The organism is Anaerorudis cellulosivorans (assembly GCF_025943985.1).
Lineage (GTDB): Bacteria > Bacteroidota > Bacteroidia > Bacteroidales > Dysgonomonadaceae > Anaerorudis > Anaerorudis cellulosivorans.
In genome coordinates, this window is sequence record NZ_JAPCWE010000016.1 from 13,933 (window position 1) to 26,836 (window position 12,904).

Below are 12,904 nucleotides of genomic sequence, written 5' to 3' on the forward strand. Positions count from 1 at the left end.
GCAGCGAATGGAAGGCTGGAAGATAGTGGGATTTTTTTTACTTTTTGGTATTTATGCTTCGCAAGCTCAAGAAGTTTCCTCTCTTCTGCATTCCGATGAGTCGCAGTTGACTTATTTTATCGAAGAGGAACCCCAGGATACTATTCCTGTTAGAGATCAATCGGTGGTAATACAGCAGCAAACCGATACTATTATCGATAAAAAGGAAGAATTCAAGCCTGATCCGAGAAAAACCCTTATTTTTTCTGCTATTTTCCCGGGTTTGGGACAGATTTACAATCGGAAATACTGGAAATTACCCATTCTTTATGGTGGATTTATCGGTCTTTCGTATGCTATTTCGTGGAATAATCGCTATTACCAGGATTATTTCCAGGCATATAAAGATATTATGGATGAGGATCCCGAAACCAATAGCTGGCACAACTTCCTGCGTTATGGACAAGATCCCGAAAGTGTGGATACGACGTGGTTGAAGGATGTACTGAGGAGGGGGAAAAATTATTATCGTCGTTATCGAGATTTAAGTATTATTGGTACAGTAGCTTTGTATGGTTTAAGTATTATGGATGCATATGTTGATGCACAGTTGTTTGAGTTTGATATAACCCCCGATCTTTCCCTGCGTGTAGAACCTGCCGTTATACAAAAAAACAGTTATTACGCGGCAAATGCGTTTGGTATACATTGCAGTTTTAATTTTTAACACAACCATTGCAATCGCCTTCACGAGGGGCAATTCATCATTTTTTATTTTTTAAAAAACAGAACATGAAGATGAAACGACTTTTTATTTTTTCAGTAATGGTAACGGCCGTTTTTCCGGTTTTGTACTCCCAGTCCTTCCAACAGGTGAAGGACACAATAGAAGATAAGGCTATTGTGCCTCCCGAAAGCATGACGACAAGCCTTGCCGATTTACTGCACGATTGGCAGATTGATTTTTCCGCCTCGGAAAATGAATGCAACAGTGGTCAGAATGTGGTTTGTCCCGATACGGTTTATAGGAATAGGTTATATTGTCTTCCTTCAGAGATGGAACTTTCATTCAACCGTGTTGTCCGATCCTATATCGAAATGTATGCTATGCGCCGCCGCGAGCAGGTAGCCTTTATGTTAACCTTGGGCGATTATTATTTTCCGTTGTTTGAGGAAATGCTCGATCGTTACGATATTCCATTGGAACTGAAATATCTTCCCGTTATCGAATCGGCTTTGAACCCGGTTGCCGTTTCCCGAATGGGGGCGACGGGGCTTTGGCAATTTATGCTGAAAACAGGACAAGGTTATGGACTCGAGGTAAATAGTTTGGTAGATGAGCGTCGCGATCCTTATAAATCGACCGAGGCGGCGGTACGTTATCTTAAAGATTTGTACAGTATTTACGGTGATTGGAATTTGGTAATTGCTGCTTACAACTGTGGACCCGGGAATGTAAATAAAGCCATTGCTCGTAGTGGAGGTAAACAGGATTATTGGGAAATTTATTATTACCTGCCTCGCGAAACACGCGGATATGTGCCGGCTTTTATTGCAGCCAATTATATCATGAAATATTATGCCGAGCATCATATTTGTCCGGTGAAACTGAACAATTTTCAGGCGTTGGATACAGTACACGTAAATCAAGAAATTCATTTCGGACAGATAGCCGAAATATTGGATATCCCTGTAAATGAACTTCGTCGGCTTAACCCTCAGTTTAAACGTGATATTGTTCCGGGCAATTACAAGCCTTACGCATTGGTCTTACCCACAAATAAAATGATCGCTTTCATCGATAAAAAAGACGAGATACTGAATTGTAAGCGTTCAGTGTATTTTACGCATCGACTCGAAACGGATCAGTACATCATGGGGGGGGAATCGCCGGTTGGCAGTAATGGTGTGGTCTATTATCGCGTGAAAAAAGGGGATAACTTAAGCAAGATTGCCAAAAGAAATGGTGTGACTGTGGCCCAGATAACATCATGGAACAGATTGAAATCTACTGTTCTTTCCATAGGGAAACGCTTAATTGTAGGGAAAAAGGCGGTATCTTCTTCCGAATCCCAATTACAATATGGCGAAATAAATGAAGATTCTATTCAAAATATTTCAAGAGAAATCAATCAGTATTATCGAGTAAAGAAAGGAGATACATTGGGTGAAATTGCCCAAAAAAATGGGGTTACCGTTTCGGAATTGAAATCTTGGAATGGACTTCGTTCGAGCAAAATTTCGGTAGGTGAGCAATTGATCGTCCGGAAAACCGGGGAAGAAGTTTCCGAAATAGCTGAACCTTCTTCCGTTACAGAATATAAAAATGGTGAATCTCCCGATGGTTCTGCGGGAAGCAATATAATTTCGGAATACCTCAAAGAAAAAATAGACAATTCCGGGAAGCAAAAAGTCGGGGGTGTATAAAAAGAAACGGCGTTTCTTAGCATGATTTTGTAAAATACGTTTTTTTGCTGTTCGATCTTTCTGCTGAAAACAAATGGATCATTATTCTCCGCCGTATTGCATCAAATAAGCTTTAATGAAGCCATCAATATTTCCATCCATAACCCCGGTAACATCGGATGTTTGGTAGTTGGTCCGATGGTCTTTAACCCGGCGATCATCAAAAACATAGCTCCGGATTTGTGATCCCCATTCTATTTTCTTTTTTTCTGACTCGATTTTTGCTTGTGCCGCACGACGTTTTTCGAGTTCTATTTCATAGAGTTGCGATCGCAATAAGCGAAGAGCATTTTCGCGATTTCCCATTTGTGAACGACTCTCGGTGTTTTCAATTACAATTTCCTGTTCTTCACCGGAATCCGGATCTTTGTACATATAATGCAGTCTCACACCGGTTTCCACCTTGTTTACGTTTTGTCCCCCTGCGCCGGATGAACGAAAAGTATCCCAGCTCAGGTTTGCAGGATTTATTTCAATTTCGATGCTGTCGTCAACCAATGGGGTTACAAAAACCGATGCAAACGAGGTCATGCGTTTGCCTTGTGCATTGTATGGCGACACACGTACAAGGCGATGAACACCGTTTTCGCTTTTCAGAAAACCATAAGCCAAATCGCCTTCGATTTGCAGGGTCGCGGTTTTTATGCCGGCATCATCTCCATCTTGCCAATTGGTAATGGTTGTTTTGTAACCTTTGTTTTCGCTCCAGCGTTGATACATGCGAAGCAACATCGATGCCCAGTCTTGACTTTCTGTTCCACCTGCACCTGCATTTACTTTAAGCACTGCCCCAAGTTGATCTTCTTCGTTTCGGAGCATGTTTTTCAATTCGAGATCCTCAATTAGTTTTAGTGCTTTGTTGTAGCTTTCATCCACCTCTTCTTCGGTGACGATACCTTCTTTAACAAAATCGCAGGCAAGTTCAAGTTCTTCAGTCGCCGATTTTACTTCATGATACGACTCGATCCATCTTTTCAGCTCTTTGACGATTTTCATCTGTACTTCTGCTGATTTCGGATCGTTCCAGAAATCGGGCGATTGTGTTCTCAATTCTTCTTCTTCCAGTTGGATAATTTTTGTATCGATGTCAAAGATACCTCCTTAGCGCTTGCTCGCGCTCCTGAATCTCTTTCAGTTGTTCTGCAGTTATCATATTTTTGTTTGGTTTTTATTTTCGAGAATACAAAATTACATATAACCTTTTCTTTTAACAAATCTGTTCGGCATTTTTTATTATCTGCAGATTCAACCGGCCATGAAGGGTAAACCAACTATTTTTATGCTTGATTCCAAGAACAAAAAGTGGGTTGAAAACCTTATAAAGATAAATCAAATCTGTTTTCATTATTTTAACTGAGTCTGTTTTTAATTTTACCAAAAATATAAGGAGACTGATTTATGGGGAATACAATTTACAAAACCATTGAAAATGCAATCAAGCATTGGTACCTGCCTTTGATTGTGGGCGTTTTATTGATTGTGTTGGGAATTTGGACACTCACAACGCCGTTAGAATCATACATTATGCTTTCTATCGTCTTTGCTGTGGGATTCTTCCTTAGCGGGATATTCGAAATGATTTTTGCTTTTTCCAATAAGCATAAATCATGGGGATGGTCTTTTGCCTTAGGACTTTTGAGTATAATCATCGGACTATTGATGATTTTAAACCCTGCCATTTCTATGGCGACTCTACCTTTTTATGTGGGATTCATGTTGTTGTTTTATTCCATTTTGGGTATAAGTTCGGCTTACGAAATGCGGCAGTATGGAATAATGGATTGGGGCTGGCTGATGCTGGTTGCTGTATTGGCACTGATTTTTTCATTTATGATGTTGTGGAATCCGCTTTTTGCAGGAGTAAGCATTGTTGTTTGGACAGGTATTGCTTTTATTGTGACCGGCTTTTATATGATTTATTTTTCTACGCGGCTCATTAAGTTGAATAACCTGTGGAAAAAGATGAAAAATGAATTGTAAAAAGGATAGATTCGTTAAAGAAAACCCTTATTTACATTGAAGTATCCTATTAAATTAAAGGTGTGCTAGTTAGGATTCCTCTTCGGGAGGTGGCACTGCAGTTTGTCTGGTTAAGACGGCAAGGGATTTTTTTTTGAATTTTGCTTCCTTTTTGTTGGGTGATTGAGGTGCAGTTGCTTCTTTGGGGTATGGAGGGCGGCTGTGAATAATGATTGTCGCAGAATCTGTTTCTATTGCTTTACCTGCTGGTCTTTTCGTTTGACTGTTTTTGGGGGCTTGTGTAGAAACGGGCGCACGCTGTTTTGCCGTTTCTTTCAGTATTCTGCCCCCTCTTAAATAGCGAGAATCATAATACGGCTCGCTTGATGAAGAGATGATAACGCCATTGTTGGTGGAAGCATGGATGAAGTTGAATTCTCGCTTCGACGTGATATTGGTTACTATTCCCACATGCCCGACTTTTCCGTTACGGTTTTGTCCTTCAAAGAAAACCAGATCCCCTACTTGCAAATCTTCTCTTCGTTGAATTGTGGCTACTTGGCGGTCTTGTTCTTCGGAACTTGCCCCTAATTTATATCCGAATTTTTTAAATACATAGGCTGTGAATCCGGAACAGTCGAAAGCATAAGGACCTTTACCGCCGGCTTGATAAGGTTTATGCAGGTACTGCATGCTGTAATTAATAACCTCGTTTCGTATCGATGTTGCCTCGTCTTTGCCTCGTGTTGCCATCCGCTCTGTTCCGCAGGAGGACAAAATGAAAGCGACAAATAATAAGGAAAGAAGTTTATACCGGGTATTTTTTCGATTCAACAAGAGACACATGGAATATCTTTTAAACAGTATACGTGAGGCAAAAATAATAAAAGATAATTGATTCACCGGTGCGAGTTTTTGTTTTTTAACAATTAACGTTTGCGATATGTACGGTTGAATGGAGCATATCCTGTATCTTTGAAGAAATTATTGGAGGTATTTTTTCATGCAACAACTTAAAAATATTGTTTTCGATTTTGGAGGCGTGCTTATTGATTGGAACCCTCGCTATTTATACAGAAAAGTATTCAAGACGGAAGAAGAGATGGATTTCTTTTTGCAAAATATCTGCAAGTACGAATGGAATCTTCTCCAAGATGCCGGACGATCACTGGATGAAGCTACTCGGATGCTTCAGAAGGAATATCCTGAATATAAGGAAGAAATAGGGATGTATTATGGCCGTTGGGAAGAAATGTTGGGTGGCCTTTTTGAAGATAATGTAAAATTGATCAGACCCTTGAAAGCGAAATATAAGGTATATGGATTGACCAACTGGTCTGCCGAAACGCTTCCTATCGCTCTGCGAAAATACGATTTTTTTAAATTGTTTGATGGTATTGTTGTTTCGGGAGAGGAAAAACTGGTTAAACCCGATCCGCGACTTTATCGGATTTTGTTGGACCGGTATAATTTGAAAGACGAGGAAACGCTTCTTATTGACGACAATGCCGAGAATATAAAAACGGCAAAAGAGTTGGGCTTCAAGACGGTTCATTTAACTCCCGAAGTGAATTTGGGAGAAACATTGAAAACGATGAAAGTGTTGTAGATGAATGGAATACCGGTATGCTTTGAGTTGAAATGTATCATTATAATACAGTTTAACAATTCTTCTGCCGACAGAGATGTTTTTTCTTATTAACTTTGCATCGTTAAAAAACAATGTGGAAAGATTTGAGCTGCTTGCAACCACAAAAAAAAATGCTAAAAGATTCTTCGCATTTTTCCCTCGTTTGCTTCAGTTTCTTTTTATTCCGTTGTTTTGATAAAACCATTTAATTTTAGAACAGCGAAAAAATGAATTATTTATTTACTTCCGAATCTGTGTCCGAAGGACATCCCGATAAAGTATCCGATCAGATATCGGATGCTTTGCTTGACGAGTTTCTGGCGTATGATCCCGACTCTAAAGTAGCTTGTGAAACATTGGTAACTACCGGTCAGGTGCTGCTGGCAGGAGAAGTAAAATCCAAAGCTTATGTTGACTTGGCCGAAGTGGCTCGTAGAGTGATCGCCCGTATCGGCTATACAAAAAGTGAGTACAGGTTTGAAGCCAATTCTTGCGGCGTTTTATCGAGCATTCATGAGCAGTCGGAAGATATCAATCGCGGAGTCGAAAAGAAAACCGATCCCATGGATCAGGGTGCAGGCGACCAAGGAATGATGTTTGGTTACGCTATCAACGAAACCGACAACTATATGCCTCTTCCGTTGGATTTGAGTCATGCATTGTTGCGGGAATTGTCCAACATTCGAAAGAATGAACCGGATTTGATGCCCTACTTGAGGCCGGACGCCAAATCGCAAGTCACTATTGAATATGCAGAAGACGGCACACCCTTGCGCATCGACACGATTGTAATCTCAACACAACATGATGAATTTATTCTTCCTATCGATAAATCGGCTGATGCTGTAGAAAAAGCCAATAAGGCTATGCAGGAGAAAATTAAGCACGACGTGATGACGATTCTTGTCCCCCGTGTTCGCGAAAATTATAAATGCCGAAAAGATATTCATCGATTATTCGATGACAAGATCAGATATTTGGTAAATCCTACGGGAAAATTTGTTTTGGGAGGTCCGCATGCCGATACCGGACTTACGGGACGTAAAATAATTGTGGATACCTATGGCGGAAAAGTACCTCATGGAGGAGGGGCTTTTTCGGGGAAAGATCCTTCCAAAGTTGATCGGTCGGCTGCTTATGAAGTGCGTCATATTGCCAAGAATCTTGTTGCAGCGGGTGTATCGCCGGAGGTGCTTATACAGGTTTCTTATGCCATCGGTATTGCTCAACCGATGAGCATTTACGTAAACACGTACGGGAAAAGTAATATAAAAATGTCGGATGCCGAAATTGCAAAGAAAATCGGTGAAATGTTCGATTTGCGTCCGAAAGCTATAGAGCAACGACTGAAGCTTCGCAATCCCATTTATTTTGAATCAGCTTCTTATGGACACTTTGGCCGCGAACCCAAGTGGGTAAAAAAAGTCTTTTCGTCACGATATATGCCGGAGCCTATCGAGATTGAAGTAGAACTCTTTACGTGGGAAAAACTGGATTACGTGGATCAGATTAAAGAGGCTTTTGGACTGTAATAGGGGACGAGCATTTTTATGCTCGTTGCCGTTGTTCATATTCATATTCATGCTGTCTGTTCGTTCGATGATGAAAGTATAAAGCAAGAGAATCATAGTATCGGATGGGTTTTTTGAATTTGTTTTCTATCTAAAAAAAGAGTTGTAAATTTGCGGAAAATATGCACATAGGCGGTGATTGACACAATTCCCGATAGGTTGACAATTTCCGATTCGTTGTTGTTCCGGTTTTCACCTTTTCAGGTTGTCCCAAACGATTCGGCAGGGCTTTTTTTTAAACCGGATGCAAGCACATTGCATGCGTTGTCTTCTGTTGTCGATGCAGCCTATGTAGGCATACCGCGAGCTTTCCCTCAACTCGAAAGCAGTATTTTCTTTTTGCTTTTCGTTTTTTGTTTTCTTTTGTTTTCCCTTTTCTATCGCTCCGAACGAAAAATACTTTTTGCCAATTTCAAGAATTTGGTAAGTTTTCGTAAACGTACTGCTTCTGTATATAAAGAGCAAGTGACAATCAGAGAAATATGGGGCGAATTGTTCCTTTTGTTTCAGACTGTACTTGTCTTTTCAATGATTTTTTTCGTTTATTTTTGGAATCGGGGTATAGCTGAAATGTTTCAGCCAAATCGGTGGCTGCTTTTTTTAGAGGTTTTTTTACTATTAAGCGTTTTCATTTTCTTCCGTTATCTGGTTTACTATTTTTTAGGAACTGTTTTTTCTCCTGCCAATATCAAAGGTTGGTTAGAAAAATATTTGCAGATAGTGGAGCTGATGGGCATCTTATGCTTCTTCCCTGCCTTTTTCTATATTTTTCTTCCGGAAATAGCCCCTATTGCTTTTGTTTTGCTTTTCGTTGTTTTTTTTATAAGCAGAATGGGTGTGATGGTTGCAGCTCTAAACATTTTTGTTAAAAACAAAATAGGTTTTCTTTATTTTATTGTGTATCTTTGCAGCATTGAAATTTTGCCCTATTTTTTACTTTTAACGGGCTTAGTTTCACTAATTACTGTCGTAGGTAATATTGGATTATGAGCGTACGGAGAGTTAAAAAAATACTTATTTCACAGCCACAACCTGCAGATAATAAGTCTCCTTATTATGAAATAGCAGATAAGTATCATGTGGAAATTCAATTTCGTCCTTTTATAAAAGTAGAACGAGTTTCTGTAAAGGAATTCAGGCAACAACGTATTAATATTCCTGATTTTACTGCTATAATTTTTACATCAAGAACAGCTGTCGATAACTTTTTTTCTTTATGTGAGGAGTTGCGGATTACTATACCCGAAACCATGAAATATTTCTGTATCTCCGAAAGAGTAGCATTATATTTGCAAAAATATATTGTTTACAGGAAAAGAAAAATATTTTTCAGTTCTACAGGAAAGATGGAAGGATTGAGTAATGCCTTGACAAAACATGCAAAAGAAAAATTTCTCTTGCCTGTTCCTGATCAGCATAATGGGGAAATTACCAAATTTCTCGACGAGAAGAAAATCGATTATACGGAAAGTGTTATGTATCGTACAGTAAGTAACGATTTTGAAGAGGGAGAGAAACTGGATTGTGATATGATTATTTTCTTTAGTCCATTGGGCGTGAATTCGTTACTCAAAAATTTTCCGAACTTCAAGCAAGGAGATATGGCTATTGGATGTTTTGGCAGTACTACAGCCAAAGCAGTGAGAGATGCCGGATTGAGGCTCGACTGCGAAGCTCCTCTTCCGGGTATACCTTCTATGACGGCTGCATTAGAGCTCTTTCTGAAAGAAAATCAGAAAAACCATACACAGACAAAATAGCAAAGAAAGAGCTCAAGAAAATGGCTTGATTCTACAGAAATAATTTGTTTTATAAATTTGTCCCGAAAGCGTATTGAAAAATTATAAAAACTATTATCTTTGTTGCAATAATTGCTTTCGGAGGAATGCTTTTTATTGATGGACAAAGGGCAGCGTTTTACTTTAAAAAAAGACGAACGGATAAGGGGCTCTAAACAGATTGAATATCTTTTTGTAAATGGCCGATCCTTTGTTTCATATCCGTTACGGGTAGTGTTTATAGAACAACCGCGGGTAACGTCCACACAAGTATCGATCTTTGTGAGTGTTCCCAAGAAAAAAATTAAATCGGCAGTGGCTCGAAACCGAATAAGGCGGTTGATACGAGAAGCATACCGACTAAATAAATATGCTTTCGATAGAAGTTGTTTAAATGAGAATCAAATGCTCGAGATCGCATTTGTTTATCTGAAAAATGAAATGTCGGATTATGAAACAATAGAAAGGAGTGTGCGTAAAGCATTGAAAGAGATAGAAAAGCAATTGAAGGAGAGAGAGAAATGTTGAAATTAATAAAGAACATCGTGGTGAAGATTTTGTTGATACCGGTTTATTTTTACCGGTATGCTATTTCTCCGCTTACCCCTCCCAGTTGTCGTTACACACCCACCTGTTCTCAGTACACGATAGAAGCATTAAAGAAACATGGACCTTTCAAAGGTTCTTATCTGTCGGCAAAACGTATTTTAAGTTGCAACCCTTGGGGCGGTTCGGGTTATGATCCCGTACCTGATCCTACTCCAAAGGATAAAAAGACAGACCGGAAGCATAAGAACTTTAACTATGGAATTATACGACATACACACTCATCAGGTATTTTTAGAGGATAATGACGATCCCTATCACTCGTGTATCCTCGATGTATATCCTTTAGAATTTGAAGTAGCAAAAGAAACGTACCAACGCCATGCTTTTTCGTGCGGAATACATCCTTGGTATTCCGAAGATAGTGACAATCAGATGAAATATCTTATCGAGATAGCTCCCGATCCACGAATTGTAGCCATTGGCGAAACTGGTCTTGATAAACTGAAAGGCCCTTCTTTTGATGTGCAAATACCTGTGTTTATAAAACACATCGAATTGTCGGAAAATCTCAAAAAGCCGGTGATCATCCATTGTGTCAAAGCATGGGAGGAGCTGATAAAAGTACGAAGGGAAACTAATCCTGCCCAACCGTGGATTATTCACGGTTTCAGAGGCAATCCCGAACTTACCAAACGCCTTATTCGCGAAGGGTTTCTTTTCTCCGTCGGAGAAAAAATCAACGTAGATGCCTTGCCGCTTATTCCAATAAATTCGCTGTTCTGTGAAACCGATGAGGATGAGGTGGATATTCGGGATATCTATCAACAGGCTGCTCATACGTTGAACAGGGATTTGGAAGATTTTGCAAATGAAATAGCGAAAAATGTACACCGGATATTTCCTACTCTCCCTCCTCCAAAACCATATAATCCCGAAGAAGAGGATGAAGAGGATGATTAATTCCTTTTTATTTATTTTCTTCCGAAATCGGCCGGAATTTCACCCCATTTATCGGTTTCCCATTTAATGACCGGATTGGGGTAATCATTTTCGATGAGCCATTTTTCTGCCCGTGAAATGAGCTCGAAAATGTACATGTTTTTCTGGGTAAGCTTTAGCTTTGTATTGCATTTCTTGTTTTTTACCCATTTTATCGCATTAACGCTATCGGAATAGACAGGAATCTTGCTGTTTTGTTGTTTTAGCAAAGCCAGAGCGTGCACAATCCCCAGAAATTCGCCGATGTTGTTAGTTCCTCCTTCGAGAGGACCAAGATGGAAAATTTCTTCTCCCGTAGCTACATCAACCCCGCGATATTCCATTTTTCCCGGATTCCCGCTACAAGCTGCATCCACAGCTATGCTTTCTTTGATGATGTTGGGTGAGGAAAGTGAGGCTTTCTGAGATGCTTTCTTGTGGGTTTTAAAATATTTCCATGGATTGTCGTGAAATGCTTTTTCGGCTTCCTCCATGGAATCGAAAGCTTTATAAAGAGCGTTTTCAAACCCCGATACTTGCGCTTCGCATGTTTTCCATGAGGTATAAATACCGGGTTTTTTACCTTGCCACACCACATAAAACTTTTGTTTTGCCATTACATTTCCTCCGAGAAAGGGATATATTGATTTTTTTTGCAGGGTAAAGGTACGTTTTTTTTGACTTTTACCCATTAATCGCCCTAAAAAACTACCATCTTATCCCATTTTACGTTAACTTTGTGCACATCTATTATTTATAATGAAGGGAAACCGAAAAATAATATATCAATCTCACAATAATGAATAAAATAGCTTCACTTCTTACAGCATTGATGCTGACATTGTTGCTAAATGCACAAGAAAAAACCGCTACTTACACGTTTACCGTGATAAAAGAGAATCCCATTACATCGGTGAAAAATCAATTCAATACAGGTACTTGTTGGAGTTTTTCGGGTGTCGGATTGCTTGAATCTGAACTTTTGAGAATGAATAAAGGTGGGCATGACTTGTCGGAAATGTACATCGTTCGCAAAAATTATGAAGAGAAAGCCATTAAGTATGCCCGTTTGCATGGAAATCTGAATTTTGGTCCCGGTGGTTCGTTTGCCGATGTGGTTGAAACTATCGACGATTTTGGAATCCTTCCCGATTCATTATATCAAGGTCTTCATTACGGCTCCGAGTCGCACAATCATAGCGAAATGGATAAGGTATTGAAGGGATATATGAAAAGTCTTGTCGAGAGCAATACATTATCAACTGCATGGTTTGAAGGTTTCACAAAAATATTGGATGCCTATTTGGGAGAAGTTCCCGAAACATTTATTTGTAACGGCAAACAATATACCCCACAAAGTTTCGCCGAATCGTTGGGATTAAAGACGAGTGATTATGTATCGCTGACTTCCTTTTCCCATCATCCTTTTTATTCCAAGTTTCCAATAGAGGTCCCCGATAATTGGCGTTGGGCCGATTCATACAATTTGCCGTTGGACGATATGATAGCGGTAATCGACAACGCTATCATGAACGGGTATACGGTAGCATGGGCTTCCGATGTCAGCGAGCCGGGTTTCTCTCGATTAGGCATCGCCATTGTTCCCGATGAAAATGCTCCCGAAAATGCAGGTAGTGATCAGGCTAAATGGCTTGAGCTTTCATCTCGCGAAAAAAGCAGTTCCCTGAGAGAAAAAATCGGAGGAGAAATTCTTAAGGAAAAAACAATTACCCAAGAGATGCGTCAAGAAGCTTTCGATAATTTTCAAACCACTGACGATCATGGAATGCAGATTTACGGCATAGCCAACGATCAGAATGGCAAAAAATATTACATGGTGAAAAATTCGTGGGGTATTACCGGCCCTTACAACGGAATATGGTATGCATCGGAATCTTTTGTTCGTTACAAAACAACAAACATTGTGGTGAATAAAAATGCATTGCCTGCAGCCATTGCGAAAAAAATTGGTCTGTAGTTTTTTCGTAAAAAGT

General features: G+C 39.6%; 13 protein-coding genes and 1 pseudogene. 11 read left to right on the forward strand and 3 right to left on the reverse strand.

Features of this window, described 5'->3' with window-relative positions:
- Positions 1-7: 7 nt before the first annotated feature.
- Together OLM34_RS09320 and OLM34_RS09325 are read left to right on the forward strand one after the other, a co-directional pair.
- Positions 8-706 carry a DUF5683 domain-containing protein gene (locus tag OLM34_RS09320; RefSeq protein WP_264406850.1) on the forward strand — a complete coding sequence of 233 codons (699 nt, stop codon included), beginning with the start codon at positions 8-10 and terminating at the stop codon, positions 704-706.
- Positions 707-771: 65 nt separating this feature from the next.
- The gene (locus tag OLM34_RS09325) at positions 772-2,406 is read left to right on the forward strand and encodes a lytic transglycosylase domain-containing protein (protein WP_264406852.1); all 1,635 of its coding nucleotides are present in this window, start codon (positions 772-774) and stop codon (positions 2,404-2,406) included.
- An 81-nt stretch (positions 2,407-2,487) separates the two neighbouring features.
- Here OLM34_RS09325 and prfB read toward each other — a convergent pair.
- Positions 2,488-3,598, reverse strand: a protein-coding gene (gene prfB / locus OLM34_RS09330) for a peptide chain release factor 2 (RefSeq protein ID WP_264406853.1) whose coding sequence is annotated in 2 segments (ribosomal slippage) — positions 2,488-3,534 and positions 3,536-3,598 — 1,110 coding nt in all. Because the reading frame shifts where the segments join, the coding sequence is not laid out codon by codon here.
- A 245-nt stretch (positions 3,599-3,843) separates the two neighbouring features.
- Between prfB and OLM34_RS09335 the strand changes: the two genes are divergently transcribed.
- On the forward strand, positions 3,844-4,425 hold the full coding sequence (locus tag OLM34_RS09335; protein ID WP_264406855.1) for an HdeD family acid-resistance protein: 582 nt from the start codon (positions 3,844-3,846) through the stop codon (positions 4,423-4,425).
- A gap of 69 nt (positions 4,426-4,494) precedes the next feature.
- Here the strand turns inward: OLM34_RS09335 and OLM34_RS09340 are convergent, their stop codons facing one another.
- Positions 4,495-5,157, reverse strand: coding sequence for a C40 family peptidase (locus OLM34_RS09340; protein WP_264406857.1), 663 nt, complete (start codon positions 5,155-5,157; stop codon positions 4,495-4,497).
- A 250-nt stretch (positions 5,158-5,407) separates the two neighbouring features.
- Here OLM34_RS09340 and OLM34_RS09345 point away from each other — a divergent pair, with 250 nt between their 5' ends.
- The 7 genes and pseudogenes from OLM34_RS09345 to OLM34_RS09375 all read left to right on the forward strand — a co-directional run bounded on the left by OLM34_RS09345 (position 5,408) and on the right by OLM34_RS09375 (position 10,892).
- Positions 5,408-6,013, forward strand: a complete 606-nt coding sequence (locus OLM34_RS09345; RefSeq protein WP_264406859.1) for an HAD family hydrolase — start codon at positions 5,408-5,410, stop codon at positions 6,011-6,013.
- 248 nt (positions 6,014-6,261) lie between these two features.
- Positions 6,262-7,566, forward strand: coding sequence for a methionine adenosyltransferase (gene metK / locus OLM34_RS09350; RefSeq protein WP_264406860.1), 1,305 nt, complete (start codon positions 6,262-6,264; stop codon positions 7,564-7,566).
- 174 nt (positions 7,567-7,740) lie between these two features.
- On the forward strand, positions 7,741-8,595 hold the full coding sequence (locus tag OLM34_RS09355; RefSeq protein WP_264406861.1) for a DUF4271 domain-containing protein: 855 nt from the start codon (positions 7,741-7,743) through the stop codon (positions 8,593-8,595).
- Positions 8,592-9,365 carry a uroporphyrinogen-III synthase gene (locus tag OLM34_RS09360; protein ID WP_264406862.1) on the forward strand — a complete coding sequence of 258 codons (774 nt, stop codon included), beginning with the start codon at positions 8,592-8,594 and terminating at the stop codon, positions 9,363-9,365. The genes OLM34_RS09355 and OLM34_RS09360 overlap by 4 nt, the downstream gene beginning before the upstream one ends.
- Positions 9,366-9,503: 138 nt before the next feature.
- Entirely contained in the window at positions 9,504-9,911 is a 408-nt protein-coding gene (rnpA, locus tag OLM34_RS09365) for a ribonuclease P protein component (protein ID WP_264406864.1), read from the forward strand.
- Positions 9,905-10,135: pseudogene (yidD, locus tag OLM34_RS09370) on the forward strand (membrane protein insertion efficiency factor YidD); the annotation flags it as partial. The gene rnpA and the pseudogene yidD, both read left to right, overlap by 7 nt.
- 52 nt (positions 10,136-10,187) lie before the next feature.
- Entirely contained in the window at positions 10,188-10,892 is a 705-nt protein-coding gene (locus OLM34_RS09375) for a TatD family hydrolase (protein ID WP_264406865.1), read from the forward strand.
- A gap of 11 nt (positions 10,893-10,903) precedes the next feature.
- On the opposite strand, the gene OLM34_RS09380 is transcribed toward OLM34_RS09375, so the two are convergent.
- Positions 10,904-11,527 (reverse strand): ribonuclease H1 domain-containing protein, encoded by a 624-nt coding sequence (locus tag OLM34_RS09380; protein WP_264406866.1) that lies wholly within the window; start codon positions 11,525-11,527, stop codon positions 10,904-10,906.
- A 182-nt stretch (positions 11,528-11,709) separates the two neighbouring features.
- On the opposite strand from OLM34_RS09380, the gene OLM34_RS09385 reads away from it, so the two are divergent.
- The gene (locus tag OLM34_RS09385) at positions 11,710-12,888 is read left to right on the forward strand and encodes a C1 family peptidase (protein ID WP_264406867.1); all 1,179 of its coding nucleotides are present in this window, start codon (positions 11,710-11,712) and stop codon (positions 12,886-12,888) included.
- The last annotated feature ends 16 nt before the right edge of the window (positions 12,889-12,904 follow it).

Bases quoted from the DNA above. Each gene is read 5' to 3' on its own strand.
- OLM34_RS09320 (WP_264406850.1), top strand. From the start codon at position 8: ATGGAAGGCTGGAAGATAGTGGGATTTTTTTTACTTTTTGGTATTTAT.
- OLM34_RS09325 (WP_264406852.1), top strand. From the start codon at position 772: ATGAAGATGAAACGACTTTTTATTTTTTCAGTAATGGTAACGGCCGTT.
- OLM34_RS09335 (WP_264406855.1), top strand. From the start codon at position 3,844: ATGGGGAATACAATTTACAAAACCATTGAAAATGCAATCAAGCATTGG.
- OLM34_RS09340 (WP_264406857.1), bottom strand. From the start codon at position 5,157: ATGGCAACACGAGGCAAAGACGAGGCAACATCGATACGAAACGAGGTT.
- OLM34_RS09345 (WP_264406859.1), top strand. From the start codon at position 5,408: ATGCAACAACTTAAAAATATTGTTTTCGATTTTGGAGGCGTGCTTATT.
- metK (WP_264406860.1), top strand. From the start codon at position 6,262: ATGAATTATTTATTTACTTCCGAATCTGTGTCCGAAGGACATCCCGAT.
- OLM34_RS09360 (WP_264406862.1), top strand. From the start codon at position 8,592: ATGAGCGTACGGAGAGTTAAAAAAATACTTATTTCACAGCCACAACCT.
- rnpA (WP_264406864.1), top strand. From the start codon at position 9,504: ATGGACAAAGGGCAGCGTTTTACTTTAAAAAAAGACGAACGGATAAGG.
- OLM34_RS09375 (WP_264406865.1), top strand. From the start codon at position 10,188: ATGGAATTATACGACATACACACTCATCAGGTATTTTTAGAGGATAAT.
- OLM34_RS09380 (WP_264406866.1), bottom strand. From the start codon at position 11,527: ATGGCAAAACAAAAGTTTTATGTGGTGTGGCAAGGTAAAAAACCCGGT.
- OLM34_RS09385 (WP_264406867.1), top strand. From the start codon at position 11,710: ATGAATAAAATAGCTTCACTTCTTACAGCATTGATGCTGACATTGTTG.